The 22,484-nt window shown below is 46.6% G+C and carries 20 protein-coding genes; 13 read left to right on the forward strand and 7 right to left on the reverse strand.

The window, feature by feature from the left end; genetic code table 11:
* Positions 1–8: 8 nt before the first annotated feature.
* The 3 genes from glcF to proC are packed head-to-tail and all read left to right on the forward strand — an operon-like array spanning position 9 to position 2,874.
* Positions 9–1,286: a glycolate oxidase subunit GlcF gene (gene glcF, locus ICN10_RS03135; protein WP_216212482.1), complete on the forward strand. Its 1,278-nt coding sequence runs from the start codon at positions 9–11 to the stop codon at positions 1,284–1,286.
* Positions 1,283–2,008, forward strand: coding sequence for a YggS family pyridoxal phosphate-dependent enzyme (locus ICN10_RS03140; RefSeq protein WP_216212483.1), 726 nt, complete (start codon positions 1,283–1,285; stop codon positions 2,006–2,008). The genes glcF and ICN10_RS03140 overlap by 4 nt, the downstream gene beginning before the upstream one ends.
* Complete coding sequence (proC, locus tag ICN10_RS03145) at positions 2,005–2,874, forward strand: pyrroline-5-carboxylate reductase (RefSeq protein WP_216212486.1); 870 nt, start codon at positions 2,005–2,007, stop codon at positions 2,872–2,874. The genes ICN10_RS03140 and proC overlap by 4 nt, the downstream gene beginning before the upstream one ends.
* Here proC and ubiA read toward each other — a convergent pair.
* Complete coding sequence (gene ubiA / locus ICN10_RS03150; protein ID WP_216212487.1) at positions 2,871–3,734, reverse strand: 4-hydroxybenzoate octaprenyltransferase; 864 nt, start codon at positions 3,732–3,734, stop codon at positions 2,871–2,873. The two genes, proC and ubiA, sit on opposite strands and share 4 nt — an antisense overlap.
* A 10-nt stretch (positions 3,735–3,744) precedes the next feature.
* On the reverse strand, positions 3,745–5,832 hold the full coding sequence (gene recG, locus ICN10_RS03155) for an ATP-dependent DNA helicase RecG (RefSeq protein WP_216212491.1): 2,088 nt from the start codon (positions 5,830–5,832) through the stop codon (positions 3,745–3,747).
* Between the two features lie 30 nt (positions 5,833–5,862).
* Here recG and queA point away from each other — a divergent pair, with 30 nt between their 5' ends.
* The 5 genes from queA (at position 5,863) to secF (ending at position 11,400) form a co-directional block, all read left to right on the forward strand.
* Positions 5,863–6,909, forward strand: coding sequence for a tRNA preQ1(34) S-adenosylmethionine ribosyltransferase-isomerase QueA (gene queA / locus ICN10_RS03160; RefSeq protein ID WP_216212495.1), 1,047 nt, complete (start codon positions 5,863–5,865; stop codon positions 6,907–6,909).
* A complete protein-coding gene (tgt, locus tag ICN10_RS03165; protein WP_216212498.1) occupies positions 6,906–8,063 on the forward strand; it encodes a tRNA guanosine(34) transglycosylase Tgt in 1,158 nt (385 codons plus the stop codon). The genes queA and tgt overlap by 4 nt, the downstream gene beginning before the upstream one ends.
* 134 nt (positions 8,064–8,197) lie before the next feature.
* Positions 8,198–8,524: a preprotein translocase subunit YajC gene (gene yajC, locus ICN10_RS03170; protein ID WP_068320905.1), complete on the forward strand. Its 327-nt coding sequence runs from the start codon at positions 8,198–8,200 to the stop codon at positions 8,522–8,524.
* A gap of 38 nt (positions 8,525–8,562) precedes the next feature.
* Positions 8,563–10,422, forward strand: a complete 1,860-nt coding sequence (gene secD, locus ICN10_RS03175) for a protein translocase subunit SecD (RefSeq protein ID WP_216212502.1) — start codon at positions 8,563–8,565, stop codon at positions 10,420–10,422.
* 3 nt (positions 10,423–10,425) lie between these two features.
* The gene (secF, locus tag ICN10_RS03180; protein ID WP_216212505.1) at positions 10,426–11,400 is read left to right on the forward strand and encodes a protein translocase subunit SecF; all 975 of its coding nucleotides are present in this window, start codon (positions 10,426–10,428) and stop codon (positions 11,398–11,400) included.
* Between the two features lie 9 nt (positions 11,401–11,409).
* Here the strand turns inward: secF and ICN10_RS03185 are convergent, their stop codons facing one another.
* Both ICN10_RS03185 and purB read right to left on the reverse strand, forming a co-directional pair.
* Complete coding sequence (locus tag ICN10_RS03185; protein WP_370626190.1) at positions 11,410–12,759, reverse strand: 3-deoxy-D-manno-octulosonic acid transferase; 1,350 nt, start codon at positions 12,757–12,759, stop codon at positions 11,410–11,412.
* On the reverse strand, positions 12,756–14,135 hold the full coding sequence (purB, locus tag ICN10_RS03190; protein WP_216212508.1) for an adenylosuccinate lyase: 1,380 nt from the start codon (positions 14,133–14,135) through the stop codon (positions 12,756–12,758). Before purB ends, ICN10_RS03185 begins: the two co-directional genes overlap by 4 nt.
* A gap of 95 nt (positions 14,136–14,230) precedes the next feature.
* On the opposite strand from purB, the gene ICN10_RS03195 reads away from it, so the two are divergent.
* Positions 14,231–14,845 carry a glutathione S-transferase N-terminal domain-containing protein gene (locus ICN10_RS03195; protein ID WP_216212511.1) on the forward strand — a complete coding sequence of 205 codons (615 nt, stop codon included), beginning with the start codon at positions 14,231–14,233 and terminating at the stop codon, positions 14,843–14,845.
* Between the two features lie 66 nt (positions 14,846–14,911).
* Here ICN10_RS03195 and mnmA read toward each other — a convergent pair whose 3' ends face one another.
* A complete protein-coding gene (gene mnmA, locus ICN10_RS03200; RefSeq protein WP_216212514.1) occupies positions 14,912–16,024 on the reverse strand; it encodes a tRNA 2-thiouridine(34) synthase MnmA in 1,113 nt (370 codons plus the stop codon).
* 177 nt (positions 16,025–16,201) lie between these two features.
* Here mnmA and ICN10_RS03205 point away from each other — a divergent pair, with 177 nt between their 5' ends.
* The 4 genes from ICN10_RS03205 to ICN10_RS03220 all read left to right on the forward strand — a co-directional run bounded on the left by ICN10_RS03205 (position 16,202) and on the right by ICN10_RS03220 (position 19,989).
* On the forward strand, positions 16,202–17,332 hold the full coding sequence (locus ICN10_RS03205) for a Re/Si-specific NAD(P)(+) transhydrogenase subunit alpha (RefSeq protein ID WP_216212517.1): 1,131 nt from the start codon (positions 16,202–16,204) through the stop codon (positions 17,330–17,332).
* A gap of 25 nt (positions 17,333–17,357) precedes the next feature.
* The gene (locus ICN10_RS03210) at positions 17,358–17,696 is read left to right on the forward strand and encodes a proton-translocating transhydrogenase family protein (RefSeq protein WP_011903634.1); all 339 of its coding nucleotides are present in this window, start codon (positions 17,358–17,360) and stop codon (positions 17,694–17,696) included.
* 34 nt (positions 17,697–17,730) lie between these two features.
* The gene (locus ICN10_RS03215; RefSeq protein ID WP_215347686.1) at positions 17,731–19,098 is read left to right on the forward strand and encodes an NAD(P)(+) transhydrogenase (Re/Si-specific) subunit beta; all 1,368 of its coding nucleotides are present in this window, start codon (positions 17,731–17,733) and stop codon (positions 19,096–19,098) included.
* 111 nt (positions 19,099–19,209) lie between these two features.
* Positions 19,210–19,989 carry a hypothetical protein gene (locus tag ICN10_RS03220; RefSeq protein WP_216212520.1) on the forward strand — a complete coding sequence of 260 codons (780 nt, stop codon included), beginning with the start codon at positions 19,210–19,212 and terminating at the stop codon, positions 19,987–19,989.
* 24 nt (positions 19,990–20,013) lie between these two features.
* Here ICN10_RS03220 and ICN10_RS03225 read toward each other — a convergent pair whose 3' ends face one another.
* Positions 20,014–20,727: a hypothetical protein gene (locus ICN10_RS03225; protein WP_216212522.1), complete on the reverse strand. Its 714-nt coding sequence runs from the start codon at positions 20,725–20,727 to the stop codon at positions 20,014–20,016.
* A gap of 87 nt (positions 20,728–20,814) precedes the next feature.
* Positions 20,815–22,467, reverse strand: a complete 1,653-nt coding sequence (gene groL, locus ICN10_RS03230; RefSeq protein ID WP_216212525.1) for a chaperonin GroEL — start codon at positions 22,465–22,467, stop codon at positions 20,815–20,817.
* Between the last annotated feature and the right edge of the window lie 17 nt (positions 22,468–22,484).

Here is a 22,484-nt window from a genome sequence, read left to right on the forward strand (position 1 = left end):
GTATTTCTATGCAAACTCAACTCGCCCCTAAATTTGCCAACACACCGGAAGGTATCGAGGCAGCCCGCATTCTGGGCAAATGCGTTCACTGCGGTTTTTGTACCGCTACCTGTCCAACCTATCAAATCCTTGGCGATGAATTAGATGGTCCACGCGGACGCATCTATCTCATCAAGCAAATCGCTGAGGGCCAAGCACCAACAGAAAAGACACGACTGCATTTAGATCGTTGCTTAACCTGTCGCAATTGCGAAAGCACTTGCCCTAGTGGTGTGCAATACGGCAACTTGGTTGATATTGGCCGCAAATGGGCAGAAGAAAATACGCCTGAGCGTCCAATTGCTCAGCGCCTAACTCGTTGGGCCCTAAAAGAAGGCTTAACCAATCCAGCTTTATTCAATACCGCAATGACCTTGGGTCGCTTGGTGCGCCCATTAATGCCTAGCGGTATTAAACGCAAGATCCCATTGACCCTCAATAAGGCATTGGTGAGCTCGACTGATCCATACGCAAGACCTGCAACTACGCATCAGCGCAAAATGGTTTTGCTAGAAGGCTGCGTTCAGCCAGGCATGTTGCCAAATATTAATTCAGCAACAGCACGTGTACTGAATGCACTGAAGATCCAGTTGGTTAGCGCGCCAAGCGCTACTTGTTGCGGAGCTTTGCGTTACCACCTCAATGATCAAGCTGGCGGTCTCGATAATGCCAAGCAAAATATTGATGCCTGGTGGCCTTTAGTAGAGAGCGGCGTAGAAGCGATTGTGATGACAGCATCCGGTTGTGGCGTAATGGTAAAAGACTATGGACATCTGTTTGCAAATGACCCTACTTATGCTACCAAAGCTAAAAAGATCTCTGATTTAACTAAGGATATTTCCGAGATTCTTCCTGCTTTACAAAATGAGCTTGTGCAGCTGGTAGGCACCGATCCCAAATCTGGCGTGGTGTATCACCCACCCTGCACCTTGCAACATGGCCAACAAATCCGTGGCAAGGTTGAGGGGCTGCTTTCTAATATTGGTATTGGTGTGCGTTTATGCGCGGATAGCCATCTTTGCTGTGGATCTGCAGGCACCTACTCCGTGACCCAGCCAGAACTTTCTGAGCAGCTACGTAAAAACAAGCTCACCCATCTCAATGCTGCATGCGAAGAGTCTGGAGCAGAGGTGATTGTTTCCGGAAATATTGGCTGCATTACCCATCTCCAGCAAGATGACACTCCGGTGCTGCATTGGATCGAGATCGTTGATCAACTGGTTGCTAAATCTTCTAAGGCCTCATGAATTCCATTGTTGTTAATTTGATGCAAGTTAGAGAGCGGATTGAACTTGCCGCTCTAGCAGCAAAACGTGAGCCCGAAGAAATTGAACTCTTAGCTGTCAGCAAAACATTTCCGGCTTCAGCAGTAGAAGAAGCAATGCATGCTGGTCAATCTGCCTTTGGAGAAAACTATGTCCAAGAGGCTGTTGAAAAAATTCAGAAGCTTGCCAAATTACGTCCTTGGTTGGTATGGCATTTCATTGGGCCACTACAGAGCAATAAAACTCGAGAGGTTGCAGAGCATTTTGACTGGGTTCATAGTGTTGATCGCCTCAAAATCGCAGAACGCCTTTCTGCCCAGCGCGGCGAGTTTCCTGATCTAGCCCCATTACAAGTTTGCGCACAAATCAATGTAAGTGAAGAAGACAGCAAAAGTGGCGTCTCACTGGCGGAAGTTGAGGCACTTTGCAATGCCATCACCTCGCTACCTAATTTAGTCCTCAGGGGCCTAATGGCCATTCCAGCGCCCAGTCCAAACATAGAGCAGCAACGTCAAGCGTTTGCCGCTGTGCGCGATTGTTTTACGCAGATTCAGGCAGCCCACGCTGGTGAACTGGGATACCAGTTTTTTGACACCCTCTCTATGGGCATGTCCGATGATTTAGAAGCGGCAATCCTAGAGGGAAGTACGATGGTTCGTGTTGGCACAGCCATTTTTGGGAAGCGCGATAAGATTAACAAATGAGCACAAATAAAACTGCACAAAACAATAGCAACGCCCACATCACATTTATTGGTGGCGGCAATATGGGGCGTGCCCTCATTAGCGGCCTCCTTGCGAACGGATTTGAGCCTAATCAAATTTCCGTTGTTGAAGCGAACGCCGTAACGGCTTTAAAGTTGCATGAAGACTATGGCGTTCAAGGTATTGGGGCTTTAGAGCAAATTGCTTTTGACTTCTCTAAAAATAATGTCGTTGTTATGGCAATCAAGCCCCAGGACTTTAATGTTGTTGCAAAGGGGTTGGCTGCAAAACTGAAGCATGCAAGCGCGCCTGGCCCACTGATCCTTAGTATCGCTGCGGGCATTCGCCTAAAAGACATGAGTCGTTGGCTGGATCACACACGCTGTGTTCGTGCTATGCCCAATACCCCTGCATTAATTGGCAAAGGTATTACTGGACTATTTGCAGATACTGCCGTTGATCAATCTGATCGTGCTTTAGCTGAAACTATTTGCAATGCGGTAGGTCAAGCGGTATGGGTATCTGAAGAAAAGCTAATGGATGCAGTCACCGCCGTATCCGGAAGTGGCCCTGCCTATGTTTTTGCATTTCTTGAAGCGATGCAATCTGCTGGCGAGAAGCTTGGTCTTGATACGGCAACAGCACGCAAGCTAGCCTATGCAACCCTTGAGGGCGCCACACAGTTGGCTCATAACTCTGATGAGCATGCCGGTGTTTTGCGCGAGAGAGTTACCTCTAAGGGTGGCACCACTGCAGCAGCCTTAGATGTGATGAAGCAACAAGGCTGGCACGAGATTTTGGAAAAAGCAATTGATGCAGCAAGTCAACGTGGCAAAGCTATGGGTGACGAGTTGGGTCAGAGCTAGTTAAAAGCCAAACCCAGCACAATTCCAAGAAATAAAAATCCACCAAGCCAGTTGTTATGGCGGAACGCCTTAAAACAATCTTCTCTATTGCGAGTAGAAACTAGTTTTAGATGATAGATTGCACAAGCCAAGGCTGCGAACCAGCCTAATAAAAAATAATTACTGAGGTTGGCTAATTGCGCTACCCACACTTGGCTGATAAATAGCACTCCATAGCTCATAGCAATGGCGATAACATCGTAGCGACCAAAAGTGATGGCTGAAGTTCTTAAGCCCAGACGCAAATCATCGTCGCGATCGACCATGGCATAGGCTGTGTCATAAGCAATGGCCCAGAATATATTCCCCACAAACAAGATCCAAGCCTCTAGCGGAATGAAATCCAGAATCGCTGCATATGCCATCGGAATCCCAAAGCCAAAAGCGATTCCCAAGACTGCTTGAGGCATCGCAAAGAAGCGCTTGGTGAAAGGGTAAATAAAGGCAACCAGTAGCGCAAGAACTGACAGTTGCCTTGTAAATGTATTAAGAGACTGGATCAATAAAAAAGCAATGAAGGCTAGCGCACCTGCTACAGCCACCGCCTCTTTCCCAGAAATTTTTCCACTTGTGACAGGGCGTCCCTGGGTTCTTTTAACGTGACGATCAAAGTCACGATCCGCATAGTCGTTAATAGCACAACCTGCGCTACGCATGAGAAACGTACCTAGAGTAAAGATCAACAAGATAGATAAATCAGGAGTACCGCTACTGGCCAACCAGAGAGCCCAGAGCGTAGGCCACAATAGCAATAGCGTGCCAATAGGTTTATCTAACCTAATTAAATACCCATAAGAAATGAAACGCTCTTTTAAGCCCATGAAGTAATTATCAAGCTTTTAGAAACTCTGCACGCGATCCAAGCCAGCGCTCTAGGTGGCGCTCCACCAGATCTGCGTGCTCGGCAAGCAATCGGTCAGCCGCCTGCTGCGCAAGCTCAATTAACCAGGCGTCGCGCTGGAGGTCTACAAAGCGCAACATGGCATCGCCTGACTGCTTGGCGCCGAGCAACTCGCCGGGACCACGTAGCGATAAATCACGTTCGGCAATCACAAATCCATCTGAGGTCTCGCGCAAAGTTTGCAAACGCTCTTTGGCAGCCATTGAAAGCGGCTCTGCATACATCAAGATGCAGACTGAATCTGCGGACCCCCTACCAACACGCCCGCGTAATTGATGAATCTGTGCGTAACCAAAACGCTCTGCATGCTCAATGACCATTAATGCGGCGTTAGGTACATCGACCCCCACCTCAATCACCGTAGTGGCGACCAGAAGTTGAATTTCATTCGCTTTAAAGGCAGCCATGACAGCCGCTTTTTCTTCTGCCTTTAATCTGCCGTGCACTAAGCCCACCTTAAAGTCAGGTAAAGCTTGAGTCAACTGTTCAAAGCTTTCTGTTGCTGTTTGTAATTGGAGCGCTTCGGACTCTTCGATGAGCGGGCAGACCCAGTAGGCCTGAAGCCCTTTTGATAACCAACTTTGCAAACCACCGATTACTTCATCACGGCGACTAGCTTTGACGACTTTGGTGGCAATCGGTTTGCGGCCAGGAGGCAACTCATCAATGACAGAAACATCCAGGTCGGCGTAATACGTCATTGCTAATGTTCTAGGTATGGGAGTGGCAGACATCATTAACTGATGACAGTAAAACAACTCTGATCCAACACGTTGCTGAATCTCTAAACGTTGTCTTACCCCAAAGCGATGCTGCTCATCAATGACTGCTAAGCCAAGTTTGGCAAAGCTCACACTTTCTTGAATAAGGGCATGTGTACCAATAATGAGCTGGGCTTGCCCATTCTCAATCACCTCTTGCGCCAGTCGTTTCTCTTTAACTTTTAGACTGCCTGATAACCAAGCGATTTTTACCCCTAAAGGCTCAAACCATTCCTTCATCTTTAAATAATGTTGCTCAGCCAAAATCTCTGTAGGCGCCATGATGGCGGCTTGATAGCCATGATCCATGACCCGCGCTGCAGCCAAGGCAGCGACTACCGTTTTACCACTACCGACATCGCCTTGGAGTAAGCGATTCATAGGAAAAGACTTAGAGAGATCCTTGCTAATTTCCGACCAAACGCGATCTTGCGCATTCGTCAATTTAAAAGGCAATACTTTCAGCAAGCCCTCTTCAAAAGATTGCTCTCTAGCTTTATCTTTCCCTTCATCCTGAACTTTTGCAAAGCTTGGTGCATTTCGTTCGCGACGAATCGCATGCGCTCGCTTTAAAGAAATTTGCTGAGCCAGTAACTCTTCAAACTGCACCCTGCGCCAGGCGGGATGCGTACGCTCTAACAATGATTGGGTATTTGCGTCAGCTGGAGGCTGATGCAAATAGGTAATTGCAGATTGCAAATTGGGCCAATCATTACTGGGCAATAGCTCTGCCATCAGTTTTTTAGGCAAGAACTCTGCCAAGCTCTCTTGCAAACTGGGGTCACGCAAAGCTTGTGCAACTGCTTTACGAATAACAGTCTGTGAAACGCCAACACTTGCTGGATAGACTGGAGTAAGGCTATTTGGTAACGGCGCATCTGGAGCAACAGCGCGTACAGTCGGATGAACCATCTCCGAGCCTTGGAAACCATCTCGCACCTCGCCACGCACTCGAACATGGACGCCGACCGCCATCTGTTTTTGCTGGCTGGGGTAGAAATTGAGAAAGCGCAGATTCAGAGTCTCGGTCTCATCCTCAATAGTGACAATCATCTGTCTTCTGGGCCGAAATAAGACCTGGTTGCGAATCACGACACCCTGGGTCTGGGCCGAGGCAAACCTACCCTGGACAATGGCCTCTTCAATGGTGAGCAACTCTGTCTCATCCTCATAACGGGATGGCAAGTGCAAAGCAAGGGCCATAGGGCTGTCTAAACCCATTTTTTGGAGTGTGCTTGGCGCTTGTTTAGTAGTCATCGTTAAAATCTAATACCTGATGGTAATGCTATGCAACTTTCCGACTTCAATTACGAACTTCCCGCCGAACTAATCGCCCAACATCCCTTGGCGAATAGAACCGATAGCCGCCTCTTAGAGGTCAGGGCTGATGGGCCAAATCACGTTCAATTGGTAGATCGACAGTTTAAGGACATTCTTAGCCTTGTTCAGCCTGGGGACTTATTAGTCTTCAATGACACCAAGGTCATTCCTGCTCGATTGCATGGCAAAAAGGAGACTGGTGGCAATGTTGAGCTCCTGATTGAGCGCATTAGCGGCGAAATGCAGGCTTGGGTTCAAATTAGAGCTTCTAAGGTGCCAAAGACTGGCAGCATTGTTCATATTCACAATAAAGCAGGCGAAACATTTCCAGTGGAGATGATTGGATATGACGGGCGCTTCTATGAAGTCCGCTTTCCTGAGAATGTTTTTTCTTTGCTTGAGCGCTTTGGCGAGCTTCCTCTGCCCCCTTACATCGAACATCAACCAGATGGTGAGGATGCGCAGCGCTATCAAACGGTAGTAGCTAAAAACCCAGGCGCAGTTGCAGCTCCAACAGCAGGCCTACATTTTGATGAAGCGATTTTGCAAAAGATCAAAGATTTGGGTGTAAATCAAGCAACCGTTACATTGCATGTTGGCGCAGGAACATTTACTCCGGTGCGCGAAGAAGATCTCTCAAAACACAAGATGCACCATGAGTGGTACTCCATTCCAAAGGAAACTTTAGAGGTAATTGAGACCACCAAGAGCAATGGTGGCCGAGTGATCGCTGTAGGCACCACTAGCCTTCGAGCCCTAGAGAGTCAAGCAGCAAGCGGACAAAGCAGCGGGGAAACCAATCTCTTTATTACCCCAGGCTATCAATTTAAAACAGTGGATTGTTTGCTCACTAACTTTCATCTGCCAAAATCTACTTTATTAATGTTAGTTAGTGCTTTAGCGGGAGTGGATAACATTCGCGCCGCCTATCAACATGCTATTTCACAGAAGTATCGTTTCTTTAGTTATGGAGATGCGATGTTTCTTTGCCGACTCGAGAATACAAAAATATGACCAAACCAGTTCACTTCAATATCTTGGCGCGTGACTCCCAGAGCCCAGCGCGACTTGGTCAGCTTGATCTTCCGCACGGTAGCGTGCAAACGCCGATCTTCATGCCTGTTGGTACGTACGGTACGGTGAAGGCCATGACGCCTCGTGATTTGAATGAAGCTAAAGCGCAAATCATTTTGGGAAACACTTTTCACCTTTGGTTAAGACCGGGGTTAGATGTCATCAAAAAACATGGCGGCCTTCATCGCTTCATGGGATGGGAAAAACCAATCCTGACTGACTCTGGCGGCTTTCAGGTATTTAGCTTGGGTGCATTGCGCAAGATTTCTGAAGAGGGCGTGACTTTTGCTTCACCGATTAATGGTGACAAATTATTTATGTCCCCAGAAGTATCGATGGAAATTCAAGCGGTGCTAAATAGCGATATCGCTATGCAGTTTGATGAATGCACTCCTTATGAGATTAAGGGTCAACCTACTTCTGAAAAAACTGCACGTGCCTCACTAGAAATGTCACTTCGTTGGGGTGACCGCTCGCTCAAACGCTTTCGCGAACTAGAGACTGGCAACGGTCTCTTTGGAATTGTCCAAGGCGGCATGTTTGAGAATCTGCGTGAATTTTCTCTGGACGCCGTTAGCCAGCAAGGGTTTGATGGAATTGCAATTGGTGGACTCTCCGTTGGTGAGCCAAAACCTGAGTTTGAGCGCATTCTCAATTTCACAGCCCCAAAGCTTCCAGAGCATATGCCTCACTATTTAATGGGCGTGGGCACACCAGAAGACCTGATTTTGGGTGTCAGCTTGGGCATTGATATGTTTGATTGTGTGATGCCTACCCGTAATGCTCGTAATGGCTGGCTTTTCACCCGTTTTGGAGACCTAAAACTACGTAATTCTGGGTACAAGGACGATGATCGCCCTGTAGACCCAACCTGTGCCTGCTATACCTGTCAAAACTTCACTAGATCCTACTTAAATCACCTCCAAAAGGCGAATGAGATCCTGGGGTCCCAACTCAATACCATTCACAACCTGTCCTACTACCTCCAGCTTATGTCTGATGTCCGCGAGGCGCTTAGCAAGGACCGCTTTAGCGCCTATCGTGAGGAATTTCACAGTAATCGCCAGCGCGGCGTAGAGCCTGGACAGGACTAATAGCCCTACAGGGGGCTCAACACCCTTCAAATCACCTCCAAAGCCCCACACAGTTTAGAATTGCGGGTTACGGCCTCAGGTTTAAAGGTCGAAAAACTCAGCAGTTTTTAATTGGTAATTAATGGAGGTTTTGTATGTGGATTAGTAACGCTTTTGCCCAAGCTCCTGCAGCGGGCGCAGATTCCGGTGGCTTGATGAGCTTCCTCCCTTTGATTTTGATGTTTGCAGTTTTGTACTTCATCATGATTCGCCCACAAATGAAGCGTCAAAAAGAAACTAAGGCAATGCTTGAGTCATTGGGCGTTGGCGATGAAGTAGTTACTGTTGGCGGCATTATGGGCAAAGTAACAGCGCTCAAGGACCAAGTAGTGACTGTTGAAATTTCTGCTGGTACTGAAGTGCAAATGCAAAAAGGTGCCATCACTACAGTATTGCCAAAAGGCACGCTGAAGTCTGCTTAATGCATCCGCTTAATTTGTTTGTTTAAAAGTATCTCAATATGAATCGCTACCCTCTCTGGAAATATCTAGTTATCGCCATCGCATTACTGATTGGCGGACTATATTCATTACCCAATTTCTATGGTGAGGCTCCAGCGGTTCAAGTCTCGTCTGCCAAACCAACCATCAAGGTTGATTTGGCAACACAGGCTCGTGTAGAAAAAATCCTGACTGAAGCAAACATTGGCAACACAGGCATCTTCTTTGAAGTCGCTGGCAATGTAGGCTCAATCAAGGTTCGCTTTAATAACACCGATATTCAATTGCGCGCTCGCGATCTCTTACAGCAGAAGTTAAATACCGATCAAAATGATCCCAACTACACCGTTGCATTAAATTTACTATCCAACACCCCAGGATGGCTTAATGCAATCAATGCTTTGCCAATGCCATTAGGACTTGACTTACGTGGTGGCGTGTACTTCCTTCTACAGGTAGACATGAAGGGTGCAGTTCAGAAGAAGGTTACTTCTTTAGCAACGGATATTCGCAGTCAATTGCGCGACAAAAATATTCGTCATCAAGGCATCGAACGTGGTGCCGACTTCATTTCCATTAGCTTTGGCAGCACTGCTGATGCTGAAGCGGCTCGCTCTGTATTAATGACAGCACAACCAGAATTGATTTGGCAGGTCAAACCTACCGGGCTATCACCAAAAGTGATCGGTGAATTTAAGCCTACTGCCTTAAAAGAAATTCAAGATAACGCTGTTAAGCAAAACATCATTACATTGAATAAACGCGTGAATGAACTCGCGGTTAAAGAGCCCGTCATTCAGCAACAAGGTGCTGAGCGTATTGTGGTGCAACTGCCAGGCGTGCAAGATACAGCGCGTGCTAAAGATATTATTGGCCGTACAGCCACTCTCGAATCACGCTTAGCTGATCCACTCGTATCCACTATCGCCCTAGGCGAAACTCCTCCTCCAGGCATGGATACTTTCCGCTTTGGCGAAAACCGTTTGGGTGTATTCAAAAAATCAGTGATCTTTAGTGGTGACCGCATTACTGATGCAAGCGCTGGCTTTGATCAAAATCAACGCCCTGCCGTCAACATCTCCTTAGATGCGGCTGGTGGTCGTGTGATGCAAGAAGTGACTCGTGAAAACATTGGCAAACCAATGGGCATGATCTTATTTGAAAAAGGCAAAGGTGAAGTGCTCACGATAGCTACCATTCAAAGTGAATTTGGCTCTAAGTTCCAGATCACTGGTCAACCTACTACTGAGAGCGCCAATGACTTAGCCCTCTTGTTACGTGCAGGCTCATTAGCAGCGCCAATGGAAATCATTGAAGAACGTACTATCGGACCAAGCTTGGGTGCAGAAAACATTGAGAAGGGCTTTAAGTCTCTCTTAATCGGTTTTGGTGCTATTGCTATCTTTATGATGGCTTACTACCTCTTGTTTGGCACATTCTCAGTTGTGGCGTTAGCAGTCAACCTGCTCTTACTCATTTCAGTACTTTCCATGTTGCAAGCCACGCTCACCTTGCCTGGTATTGCCGCGATGGCTTTAGCGCTCGGTATGGCGATTGACTCTAACGTGTTGATCAACGAACGTATTCGCGAAGAGTTGCGTAATGGCGCGGCCCCACAAACAGCCATTGCCGTAGGCTTCGACAAAGCATGGGCAACCATTCTGGACTCAAACGTCACTACTTTAATTGCTGGCCTAGCCTTGTTAGCATTTGGCTCTGGCCCTATTAAAGGATTCGCAGTAGTTCACTGCTTAGGTATTCTGACTTCAATGTTCTCGGCTGTCTTCTTCTCACGTGGCCTTGTCAACCTCTGGTACGGCAGACATAAGAAGATTCAAAAACTCGCTATCGGCCAAGTTTGGCGCCCACAGGAGAAATAAGCCATGGAATTTTTCCGGATCAAAAAAGATATTCCCTTTATGCGCCATGCATTGGTGCTCAATGCGATTTCTTTAATTACTTTTTTAGCAGCTGTCTTTTTCCTTTGGCATAACGGCCTGCACCTCTCCATCGAATTTACTGGTGGCACGGTTATGGAAGTTAGCTATCCACAAACTGCGCCACTAGACTCCATTCGCTCAAAAGTTGAGAAGCTTGGTTACGCAGATACCCAAATTCAAAACTTTGGTAGCTCACGCGATGTGATGATTCGCCTGCCTTTACAAAAAGATGCTGAAGGCAAACTCATCTCCTCAGCCGATCAAAGTACAGCAGTAATGCAAGTGCTAGATCCAGCAGCAACTGGTGTAAAGCTCCAGCGTGTTGAATTTGTTGGTCCACAAGTTGGTCGTGAGCTAGCAATAGATGGATTAATGGCATTGCTATTTGTAATTATTGGCATTGTGGTTTACCTCTCATTCCGCTTTGAGTGGAAATTTGCGGTTGCCGGCATCATCGCGAACTTGCATGACATCGTCATCATCTTGGGTTTCTTTGCCTTCTTCCAATGGGAGTTCTCACTTTCAGTATTGGCAGCAGTGCTAGCGGTTCTAGGCTACTCAGTAAACGAATCCGTGGTGATCTTTGACCGTATTCGCGAAAACTTCCGCAAATACCGCAAGATGAATACCCGTGAAATCATCGATAACGCAATCACCAGCACTATCAGCCGAACTGTTATTACTCACGGCAGTACAGAGATGATGGTTTTGGCTATGCTGATCTTCGGCGGCCCAACGCTCTTCTACTTTGCTTTGGCGCTGACCATTGGTATTTTGTTTGGTATTTACTCTTCAGTCTTCGTTGCTGCAGCGCTGGCCATGTGGCTTGGTGTTACACGAGAAGATTTGGTGAAGGGCGATAAAAAGCCTGATGACGAAGCGCGCAAAGACGACCCTAACTACGGGGCGCGGGTTTAAGTCAGTAATTTAGTTTGTTTGATCAAGGGCGGCTAAGATTCTTTTAGTCGCACCTTGATGTTTCACTGAGTAGGCCTTCGCTGCCTCGCTCATTTTCTTCAGCTCAGCAGTATTTAAGAGTAATTCTTTCAAAGATTCCATTAAAGCAATTGGCTCAGTTAAGAGAAGCTCTCCCTTAATTCTTTTAGCTGCGCCACTGTCAATCGCATCTAAGGCGGCCTGCTGAAAGTTATAAGTGTGCTCACCCAATAAAACAGGACACCCAGCCGCACAGGCTTCAATAAGGTTTTGACCTCCAAAAGGAAGTAGGCTTCCGCCCATCAATACCAAGTCCGAGGCACTGTAATACATCGGCATCTCACCCATGGAGTCGCCCAGAACAACATCTAAAACATCACACTCACTCGGAATACCTGACCACTCGCTACGTTTACGGAACTTTAAGCCAGCGCTATTAATCTGATTAGCTACTTCAGTAAAGCGTTCCGGATGGCGTGGCACTAGACATAACAAGGGAGTTATAGGGAAGGCGTTGCTTAACAGCAAATCATTCCAAGCTTTAAGAATGATGGCCTCCTCGCCATCACGGGTACTTGCGGCGCATACCATTAAGCGATTATCTGCGTGTATGCCCTGTTGCCAAACCTTACCTTGCTCTACGAGACCAGGATCCAATGGAACATCAAACTTGAGATTACCCACAATCTTCACATTTTGAACGCCCAAGCCGCGATAACGCTGTGCATCAAATTCAGTCTGAGCCAAGATACCTGCGAATGCTTGAAATAAAGCGCGCCCCGCTTTGCCAAAACGATTCACGCGACGTGCACTACGCTCTGATAAACGGGCATTAACCAGAAATAGAGGCAAGCCAATTTCTTTACAGCGAAAGACAACGGTTGGCCATGCTTCGGTTTCCATAAATAGACCAAGCTTTGGCTTAAAGGTCTTCAAGAAATGTTCTACAGCCCAACAAATGTCATATGGCAAATAGACTTGTCGAATTTGTCCAGAGGCAATCTCTTTGGCAAATAACTGCTTACCGGTGCGGCGTCCATTCAACGTCATGTGGGTAAGGAGAATTGATTCACCTCTAGCCAAATAAGCCTCAATCAATGGTTGAGCAGCACGAGTCTCTCCAACCGATACCGCATGAATCCAAATAGACCTTTGAGTAATGGGCTTGCTATAGCCAAAACCCAGACGCTCTGGGATGTGATGAAGGTAAGAAAAGGCATGACGTGCGCGCCAAGCCAATCGAACAAATGCTAATGGCAATAAGAGATGCCATAACAATTGATAAACAGCAAACCAGATCCGAGGACGTGCCCCGTATTCTGAATTGGTAGTCAAACTCACTTTTTCAGACGTTCGGTCAACTCGACCGCCTTACCTAGATAAGAAGATGGAGTCATCTCTAATAGACGCGCTTTTGCATCCTCAGGAATCTTCAAGCCACGAATAAAGGTTTGCAAATCGGCTTGATTAATGCCTTTGCCACGAGTCAATTCTTTTAACTGCTCGTAGGGATTCTCGATACCATAACGGCGCATGACAGTTTGTACTGGCTCAGCCAATACTTCCCAACATGCATCTAAGTCAGCGGCAATTGCTGCAAGATTGACTTCCAGCTTACCAAGTCCACGCAGGGCGCTGTCATAAGCCAATACGCTATGACCAAAGGCTGGACCCAAATTACGCAACACGGTGGAATCAGTAAGGTCACGCTGCCAACGAGAGATTGGTAATTTTTCAGCAAGATGACGCAGCAATGCATTGGCAACACCCAAGTTACCTTCAGAATTTTCAAAGTCAATCGGGTTGACCTTATGTGGCATCGTGGATGAACCAATCTCGCCTGCTTTAGTACGCTGCTTGAAATACCCAACAGAGATGTAAGCCCAGAAGTCACGGTCCATATCCAAGAGAATCGTATTAGCGCGAGCGATCGCATCAAAGAGTTGGGCCATACCGTCATGTGGCTCAATTTGAATGGTGTATGGATTGAAGGTCAAACCTAAACGCTTCTCCACTACGTTCTTAGAGAAATTTTCCCAATCAAAATCAGGGTAAGCAGATAAGTGGGCGTTGTAGTTACCAACTGCGCCATTCATCTTGCCTAGCAAAGGCACTGCTGCAATTGCATCGATCGCACGCTCTAAACGCTTAGCAATATTTGCAATTTCTTTTCCAAGAGTACTTGGTGAAGCAGGTTGGCCATGGGTACGCGAAAGAAGTGGAACCTTAGCGTGCTCGAGAGCTAAGTCAGTCAGAACAGAAAGTACTTTGCGAAGTTGCGGCAAAAGCACTTCATCGCGCGCGCCACGCAACATTAAACCATGCGAAGTGTTATTGATATCTTCAGAGGTGCAAGCAAAATGAATGAACTCACTAGCTTTAAGCAAATCAGGACGACCGGCAACTTTTTCTTTTAAGAAATACTCAACTGCTTTGACGTCATGGTTGGTAACCGCTTCAATATCTTTAATGCGTTGAGCATCCTCATCCGAAAAATTCTCAGGAAGAGATAGCAAGAAAGCTTCGTCAGCAGCATTAATTTTTGGCACATCAGGCAAACCAGCTGCAGCCAAAGCCAAAAGCCAATGAATTTCCACAAACACACGCTGGCGCATAAAAGCCGCCTCAGAAAGCCAAGGACGCAAAGCATCTAGTTTTCCGGCATAACGACCGTCTAGAGGGGAAAGAGCATTAAGGGTAGAAAGCGGCTGACTCACGAATATTGCCTTTGCATTGAAGATGTCAATAAAAGCTAATTTTAATGCGTTTGAGAGTCCAGCAAACCCCAATTAGGATGGCTATACTTGATCCCATGAAACTTATCGGATCCCTCACCAGCCCCTATGTACGTAAAGTACGCATTGTTTTTAACGAGAAAAAGGTCGATGTTGACCTCGAATTAGAGAATGTTTGGGCCGCAGACACCAAAATAGGCGCCACAAACCCCCTGGGGAAGGTTCCTTGCCTTATTTCTGACGATGGGGATGCTATCTACGACTCCCGCGTCATCGCCGAGTATGCGGATGGCCTAAGCCCTGTCAGCAAGCTTATTCCTGCCGACAACCGGGAGCGTGCCGCCGTTAAAACCTGGGAAGCCCTGGCTGACGGAATTATGGATGCCGGTATTTTGGCTCGTTTAGAGCGTACCTTGCGCCCAGCAGAGCAGCAAAGCCAAACTTGGTACGACCGCCAAATGGGCAAGATTGATGCCGCACTTAGCGAGATGTCCGAGCAACTCGGTGAAAACGCATGGTGTCATGGCAATCAAATGACTTTGGCAGATATCGCCGTTGGTTGCGCCATTGGTTATCTATTGTTTCGCTTTCCTGAAGTGAAATGGCAAACACAATATCCAAACTTAGATCGCTTGTACCAGAAATTATTGCAGCGACCTTCGTTTATGGAAACTGTACCGCCTGCTGCTTAATCAACTTATCACTTAAATAAAAAGCCAATCAAAACTGATTGGCTTTTTTGTATCTGATGAGAAAATTTATGCGGAGATAATTCCGCCACCCAAACAAATTTCTCCGTCATAGAGAACAGCTGATTGTCCAGGTGTTACTGCCCACTGTGCATCCGGAAAGCTTAATTCAAAACTTTGCGCATCATTACCGGCAATTAAAGTGCAAGCTGAATCGGCTTGACGGTAACGCGTTTTAGCAGAATAGCTTCCAGGCACTGGAGCTGCACCAGATACCCAGCTAGCGTCCATTGCAGAAAGCTTGTGAGCTAATAGCCATGGGTGCTCATGGCCCTGTGCTACATATAGAGTGTTATTCGGAATATCTTTACGCGCCACATACCAAGCATCACCATTACCATCCTGACTACCGCCCAAACCAATGCCTTTGCGCTGACCCAAGGTAAAGAATGCTAGGCCCATATGCTCACCAACGGTCTTACCTTCTGGGGTTTTAATTGGTCCCGGCACACGTGGTAAATAACGGTTTAAGAATTCTCTAAAAGGACGTTCGCCAATAAAACAAATTCCAGTGGAGTCTTTTTTCTTTGCATTGTGCAAACCAATTTGCTCAGCAATTTTTCTCACTTCCGTTTTAGGAATTTCTCCCAGCGGAAACATGACGTTTGCCAATTGCTGCTGCGTTAAGCGATGCAAGAAATAACTTTGGTCTTTGCTCGCATCGACCGCTTTTAGTAGCTGGACTTTTCCACCCTCATGACGCACGCGTGCATAGTGTCCAGTAGCAATCGCATCCGCACCCAAACTCATGGCGTGATCCAAGAATGCTTTGAACTTAATTTCGGCATTACATAAAACATCGGGATTAGGTGTTCGCCCTGCAGCGTATTCGCGCAAAAAATCGGCAAATACACGTTCACGGTATTCAGCAGCGAAATTGACAGCCTCAACGTCTATACCGATCATATCGGCCACAGAAACCACGTCTAGCCAGTCCTGGCGAGCCGAACAGTACTCGTCGTCGTCATCATCCTCCCAATTCTTCATAAAAAGGCCAATAACTTCAAAGCCTTGTTCCTTGAGCATCCAGGCGGCAACCGACGAATCTACCCCTCCAGACATGCCAATAACGACTTTCTTGGTCTGGGGCGATGGGATTGCGGAAGAATTGAGCGGGATCATCAAAAAATGCGAGAATTCAATATAAGCTGACAGACCATATTGTAGAAGTCTTAGCCCGGTCTCACAGAATTTTGGGCAAAAACCAAGCAAGCGGACTTAGGGGTAAGTAAATAGGTGCAATAAGGCCCATTTAACTAAAATAGATTTTTTGAAAAATTTTGCTTTTGGAGACATGCCATGCGCATAGGAGTGCCACTGGAAACAAGGCCTGGGGAAACTCGAGTAGCCGCCACACCAGAAACCGTTAAAAAACTCATCGGTCAAGGTCATACCGTCGTTATTCAGAAAGACGCTGGTGTAAAAGCCAGTCAACCTGACTCTGCGTATGAAGCTGTCGGCGCAACTGTTGGCAGCGCAGCGGATGCGTTTGGAGCGGAGATTGTTCTAAAAGTTCGTGCTCCTGAGGCAGCTGAACTTAAGCAAATTAAATCTGGCGCCGTTCTCCTAGGCATGCTCGATCCATTTGATAACGACATGATTGCTGCAATGGCTGCTCAAGGCGTTACTGCATTCTCATTAGAAGCTGCGCCGCGTACAACACGCGCACAAAGCATGGACGTCTTATCTTCTCAAGCAAACATTGCTGGATATAAGGCCGTCATGGTTGCTGCCAATGAATATCAACGCTTCATGCCAATGCTCATGACTGCTGCGGGAACTGTTAAAGCAGCTCGCGTTCTAATCTTGGGTGCCGGTGTTGCTGGCTTGCAAGCTATTGCTACTGCAAAACGCCTTGGTGCTGTGATTGAAGCATCTGATGTTCGTCCTGCAGCTAAAGAACAAATTGAATCTCTAGGTGCTAAGTTTGTTGACGTTCCTTATGAGACTGATGAAGAGCGTGAAATTGCTCAAGGCGTTGGTGGCTATGCCCGCCCAATGCCAGAGGCTTGGATGAAGCGTCAGGCAGCCTTAGTTGCTGAACGCGCTCAACAAGCAGACATCGTCATTGCTACCGCATTGATCCCTGGACGTAAACCTCCGGTCCTCCTACATAGCGACACCGTTGCTAATATGAAACCGGGCTCAATCGTCATCGACATAGCCGCTGGTAAAGGTGATAACGGTTCTGGTAACTGCCCTTTAACTCAAGCAGATAAAGTAATTGATGTGAATGGCGTGAAGATTGTGGGCTATACAAATTTAGCCAGCATGGTTGCAGCTGATGCATCTGCACTCTACTCACGCAACTTGCTCGATTTCATGAAGCTGATTGTGGACAAAGACGCGAAGTTGGTGATCCCAACTGATGACGATATCGTCACCGCTTGTTTAATGTGTCGTGATGGCCAAGCCATTCGCAAAAACTAACAGTAAAAAATACTAAGGAAACATTATGGATCTCGCTGCCTTTCAAAGCATCCTCACCGTTCAAAACATTACTGTGTTTGTATTGGCCATTTTTGTCGGCTATCACGTAGTTTGGAACGTTACCCCAGCATTGCATACACCTTTAATGGCGGTAACTAATGCCATCTCCGGCATCATCATTGTTGGCGCATTACTTCAAACTGAAGTAATTGGTGGTGATGAAATTACTCTGACCAGCATTATTGGTGCCGTTGCCGTATTCCTCGCCTCAATTAATATTTTTGGTGGCTTTATGGTCACCCGTCGCATGCTTGAGATGTTCAAGAAGAAAGCCCCTAAGGCTGATGCGGCTGGAACTAAATAAACCTAGAACAAGACCTATATAGAGACCAAAAACTATGTCAAACATAACCGCTATTTCTTATCTCATTTCATCGGTGTTGTTCATCCTCGCTTTGCGTGGCCTGTCTTCACCAACCACTTCACGCCAAGGCAATACCTTCGGCATGATTGGTATGTTGCTTGCTGTGATCACGACATTCATGATCCCAGACTTCAAACCTGTATTTTCATTAATCATTGCTGCAATCGTTGGTGGTGCTGTTATTGGAACCATTGCTGCTAAGCGCGTGCAAATGACCAAGATGCCTGAGTTGGTAGCTTTGATGCACTCCTTCGTAGGTTTGTCAGCTGTACTAATCGCGATTGCAGCCGTATTCAATCCAGCACACGACCATACTGGCGCACAAAAGATTGAACTCTTTATTGGCGCGTTTATTGGTGCTATTACCTTTACTGCATCGGTTATTGCATTCGGCAAGTTATCCGGCAAGGTCAGCGGCAAGCCAGTGACTTTTGCTGGTCAACATTTACTCAACCTTCTCCTAGCCATCACTATGGTTGGCGGCGGCGTAATGTACTTCATGACTGGTAGTCATGAAGCGTTCCTAGTAATGTGTGCGGTCGCTCTAGTGTTGGGTGTAACTTTGATCATCCCTATCGGTGGTGCCGATATGCCAGTGGTTGTATCGATGCTCAATAGTTATTCTGGTTGGGCTGCAGCAGGTATTGGCTTTACCTTGAATAACCCCGTGTTGATTATTGCGGGTGCTTGCGTAGGTTCATCTGGCGCCATTCTGTCCTACATCATGTGTAAGGCGATGAACCGCTCTATCTTGGCTGTATTGCTCGGCGGCTTTGGTGCCGAAGCTGCTGCAGGTGGTGGCGATGACGGCGGTCCTAAGAATTACAAAACAGGCTCACCTGAAGATGCTGCTTTCTTGATGGAAAACGCTGACACTGTGATCATTGTTCCAGGTTATGGCTTAGCAGTTGCTCGCGCTCAACACGCCCTGAAAGAATTGACTGAAAAGTTAACTCACCATGGTGTGACTGTGAAATACGCTATTCACCCAGTTGCCGGTCGTATGCCTGGTCATATGAACGTTCTTTTGGCCGAAGCTGAAGTTCCATACGATCAAGTATTCGAGATGGAAGATATCAACAGTGACTTTGGTCAAGCTGACGTGGTCTTGGTGCTTGGCGCTAACGACGTTGTTAACCCGGCAGCACGTACTCCAGGAAGCCCAATTTTTGGCATGCCAATCTTGGAAGCGTTTAAAGCTAAAACCATCATCGTTAATAAACGATCAATGGCGGCTGGTTATGCCGGCTTAGATAACGAACTCTTCTATATGGATAAAACCATGATGGTCTTCGGTGATGCGAAGAAGGTTGTAGAAGAGATGGTTAAGGCTGTTGAGTAATTCAACGCTGAACATCAAATAAATGACCGCCTTCGGGCGGTTTTTTATTACACTAAATACACTTCTTAATCTTATTACCCTATCTTACGAGAGCTTGCTATGCATTATTTCATGGAGAATCACCTCAATGTAGTGAAATATGCCCCCTACATATTCTTGGTATCCATTCTGATTTTCTTAGGCATAGGCTGGCTCATTGGTAAATATCGCCTACGCACCTCAGACAAGGTAGTTGTTCGCGACTCTTTAGCAGCAGCCATCTTTGGCTTGTCCGCACTGGTTCTAGGCTTTACATTTTCGAGCGCTAATGAGCATTTTGATAAACGCGTTAGCATCAATCGCGCTCAAGCAGATGCTATTACCCAAATCTACCAGTCCAGCAAGTATCTAAATACAGCAGACCAAAATGCAGTGCGAAATAATCTAAAAGAAATTCTTACGGATCGTCTCGAAATTTACCAAGGGGTACATTCATTTACAGCCTTAAATGAAAATTTAGGGCGCCTGGGCCACAAGGTAAATGACTTCAATGAATTAATGATGCTAAGCATTCCTCGCGCACCAGCTAGCACCAAAGAGTTGGCTGATAAGATCTTGAGACCTCAAACAGATCACCTCATGGAGATTTTCAAGGATGGCATGCTGAATGCCAGACATCACCCCCCTGCAATTCTTGAGCGCTTTTTATTTACTCTGCTAACGATTGGTGCACTTTTAAGTGGCTATGCCATGGCCGTTAAAAATGAAGAGGATTGGTTTTTAACCGCAATTTACCTCGGACTAATGGGCTTTGCGCTATATGTCATTTTCGCCCTAGAGTTTCCAAATCAGCTATTTCCTTACGATGCCTTTAATGCTGACTTATTGCGAACTCAAAAACTATTGCAATAAACCTTTTCACAGCCGTTGTAGAAATCACCTTCTTTGATAGCTATTGGATAAATTGTCTTGCAGTACATACGCAACGCCATTAGCGACCAAGGAGAGGTCTTGATCAAGCACCCGACTACGGTAAGTCCAGCCAGCTGGTAATTTCAGCTGCTCGCTCAATCCTGGAAGATCTTTGATGTTGAGTGCAGGATTCACAATTTGTGAATACGATTGCATTACATAGACATCACCTGCTGGAGATGTAAGTTCATAAACAGTTCTACCAGTTCTATAGACAAAGTTGGTAGTACGAGCAACTTCATTGGCGGTGTAATTCTTGCTACCCATCAACTGCTTCAGCAAACTCAACTTTACTGTTGCCCGCAAATTCATCTCAATGCCACCAAAAGTCTCTTTTACGTCATTGACGGTATTCCCGGCTGCTTGTATTTCATCCATCATCCAATAGCGCGGGCCATTTAAAATGGCAATTGAAGCGTCATAATCTTTGACAATCGACTCTTTGGTTAACGCGCTCCATTGTGCTTCTGGGCAAAGATTAAGGCCTTGAGTGTTAAATACCCTCACTTCAAGCTTGAGCCAATCGCGCTTGCCAATCAAGACTTCGCAATAGCGCTGATTACGCAGGTTCGATATGCTTTTTTCAAAGATTGGGGTTTGTTGGGTAGGAGTTTGAGCGCAAGCCTCGCCTATTGCCAGCACAAGAGAGATCGCCAGAAATGTAAATGATTTATTCATGGTTTCACTGTACCAAATAAAAAACGCCCGGTCTTTTGAACCAGGCGTTTTAGTTTCTACAGCAAGCTAGCTGGAGAGGTAGAGCTATTACATCATGCCGCCCATACCACCCATACCGCCCATGCCACCCATATCAGGCATACCACCAGCACCAGATTCATCTTTTGGTGCTTCGGAGATTGCGCAATCGGTAGTCAACAAGAGGCCAGCAACAGAAGCCGCATTTACCAACGCAGTTTTAGTTACCTTAGTTGGATCGATAACGCCTTGTGCAACGAGGTCACCGTATTCACCGGTAGCTGCGTTGTAGCCGTTATTGCCTTTGCTTGCTTGAACAGCATTAACAACCACGCCTGCGTCTTCGCCAGCATTGCTAACGATAGTACGCAATGGCTCTTGCATAGCGCGCAACACGATACTGATACCAGCGTCTTGATCAGCGTTGTCGCCTTTCAATCCCTTGATACCTTGCATTGCACGAATCAACGCTACGCCACCGCCAGGAACAATACCTTCTTCAACGGCAGCACGAGTTGCATGCAATGCGTCGTCAACACGAGCCTTCTTCTCTTTCATTTCTACTTCAGTAGCAGCGCCAACACGAATCACCGCAACACCGCCAGCCAACTTAGCTACGCGCTCTTGCAATTTTTCTTTGTCGTAATCGCTAGTCGCTTCTTCGATCTGAACGCGAATGTTCTTCACGCGAGCTTCAATAGCTTTAGCATCGCCAGCACCGTCAATGATGATGGTGTTTTCTTTGCCTACTTCAATACGCTTAGCTTGACCTAAGTGCTCAAGAGTTGTTTTCTCGAGTGTGAGGCCGATTTCTTCAGCGATAACTGTGCCGCCAGTCAAAATCGCGATGTCTTCCAACATTGCTTTACGACGATCACCGAAACCAGGAGCTTTAACAGCACAAGTTTTGATAATGCCGCGGATGTTGTTCACAACCAAAGTTGCCAAGGCTTCACCTTCAACATCTTCTGCAATGATCAACAATGGACGACCAGATTTTGCTACTTGTTCGAGTACTGGGAGCAAATCACGGATGTTGGCAATCTTCTTGTCAAACAAGAGAACGTATGGGCTTTCCAATACGGCAACTTGTTTTTCTGGTTGATTGATGAAGTATGGAGACAGGTAGCCGCGGTCAAACTGCATACCTTCAACTACTTCAAGCTCGTCTTCCAAAGACTTGCCATCTTCAACAGTGATAACGCCTTCTTTACCTACTTTTTCCATCGCTTCTGCAATGCGCTGACCAATGCTGTGGTCGCTGTTTGCAGAGATAGAGCCTACTTGAGCGATTTCTTTAGTGGTTGTGCAAGGCTTGCTGATTTTTGCGAGTTCTTCGATTGCAGCTGTTACAGCCTTGTCGATACCGCGCTTCAAGTCCATTGGGTTGTGGCCTGAAACTACGTATTTCATACCTTCGCGAACGATTGACTGAGCCAAAACAGTAGCAGTAGTTGTACCGTCACCAGCGATGTCAGCAGTTTTGGAAGCTACTTCCTTAACCATCTGAGCACCCATGTTCTGGAGCTTGTCTTTGAGTTCGATTTCTTTTGCAACAGATACACCGTCTTTAGTGATTGTTGGTCCACCGAATGAACGCTCAATCACCACGTTGCGACCTTTTGGTCCCAAAGTTGTTTTCACTGCATTAGCAAGAATGTTTACGCCTTCGACCATCTTGGTGCGGGCGCTATCTCCAAATACAACGTCTTTTGCTGCCATGATTAAATTCCTCTCTT

This window comes from Polynucleobacter sp. 86C-FISCH (genome assembly GCF_018882415.1).
Taxonomy (GTDB): Bacteria; Pseudomonadota; Gammaproteobacteria; order Burkholderiales; family Burkholderiaceae; genus Polynucleobacter.

Bases quoted from the DNA above. Each gene is read 5' to 3' on its own strand.
- groL (WP_216212525.1), bottom strand. From the start codon at position 22,467: ATGGCAGCAAAAGACGTTGTATTTGGAGATAGCGCCCGCACCAAGATG.
- ICN10_RS03210 (WP_011903634.1), top strand. From the start codon at position 17,358: ATGGATCTCGCTGCCTTTCAAAGCATCCTCACCGTTCAAAACATTACT.
- secD (WP_216212502.1), top strand. From the start codon at position 8,563: ATGAATCGCTACCCTCTCTGGAAATATCTAGTTATCGCCATCGCATTA.
- ubiA (WP_216212487.1), bottom strand. From the start codon at position 3,734: ATGGGCTTAAAAGAGCGTTTCATTTCTTATGGGTATTTAATTAGGTTA.
- queA (WP_216212495.1), top strand. From the start codon at position 5,863: ATGCAACTTTCCGACTTCAATTACGAACTTCCCGCCGAACTAATCGCC.
- mnmA (WP_216212514.1), bottom strand. From the start codon at position 16,024: ATGATCCCGCTCAATTCTTCCGCAATCCCATCGCCCCAGACCAAGAAA.
- secF (WP_216212505.1), top strand. From the start codon at position 10,426: ATGGAATTTTTCCGGATCAAAAAAGATATTCCCTTTATGCGCCATGCA.
- tgt (WP_216212498.1), top strand. From the start codon at position 6,906: ATGACCAAACCAGTTCACTTCAATATCTTGGCGCGTGACTCCCAGAGC.
- ICN10_RS03140 (WP_216212483.1), top strand. From the start codon at position 1,283: ATGAATTCCATTGTTGTTAATTTGATGCAAGTTAGAGAGCGGATTGAA.
- ICN10_RS03215 (WP_215347686.1), top strand. From the start codon at position 17,731: ATGTCAAACATAACCGCTATTTCTTATCTCATTTCATCGGTGTTGTTC.
- yajC (WP_068320905.1), top strand. From the start codon at position 8,198: ATGTGGATTAGTAACGCTTTTGCCCAAGCTCCTGCAGCGGGCGCAGAT.
- ICN10_RS03205 (WP_216212517.1), top strand. From the start codon at position 16,202: ATGCGCATAGGAGTGCCACTGGAAACAAGGCCTGGGGAAACTCGAGTA.
- ICN10_RS03220 (WP_216212520.1), top strand. From the start codon at position 19,210: ATGGAGAATCACCTCAATGTAGTGAAATATGCCCCCTACATATTCTTG.
- recG (WP_216212491.1), bottom strand. From the start codon at position 5,832: ATGACTACTAAACAAGCGCCAAGCACACTCCAAAAAATGGGTTTAGAC.
- ICN10_RS03195 (WP_216212511.1), top strand. From the start codon at position 14,231: ATGAAACTTATCGGATCCCTCACCAGCCCCTATGTACGTAAAGTACGC.
- ICN10_RS03225 (WP_216212522.1), bottom strand. From the start codon at position 20,727: ATGAATAAATCATTTACATTTCTGGCGATCTCTCTTGTGCTGGCAATA.
- glcF (WP_216212482.1), top strand. From the start codon at position 9: ATGCAAACTCAACTCGCCCCTAAATTTGCCAACACACCGGAAGGTATC.
- proC (WP_216212486.1), top strand. From the start codon at position 2,005: ATGAGCACAAATAAAACTGCACAAAACAATAGCAACGCCCACATCACA.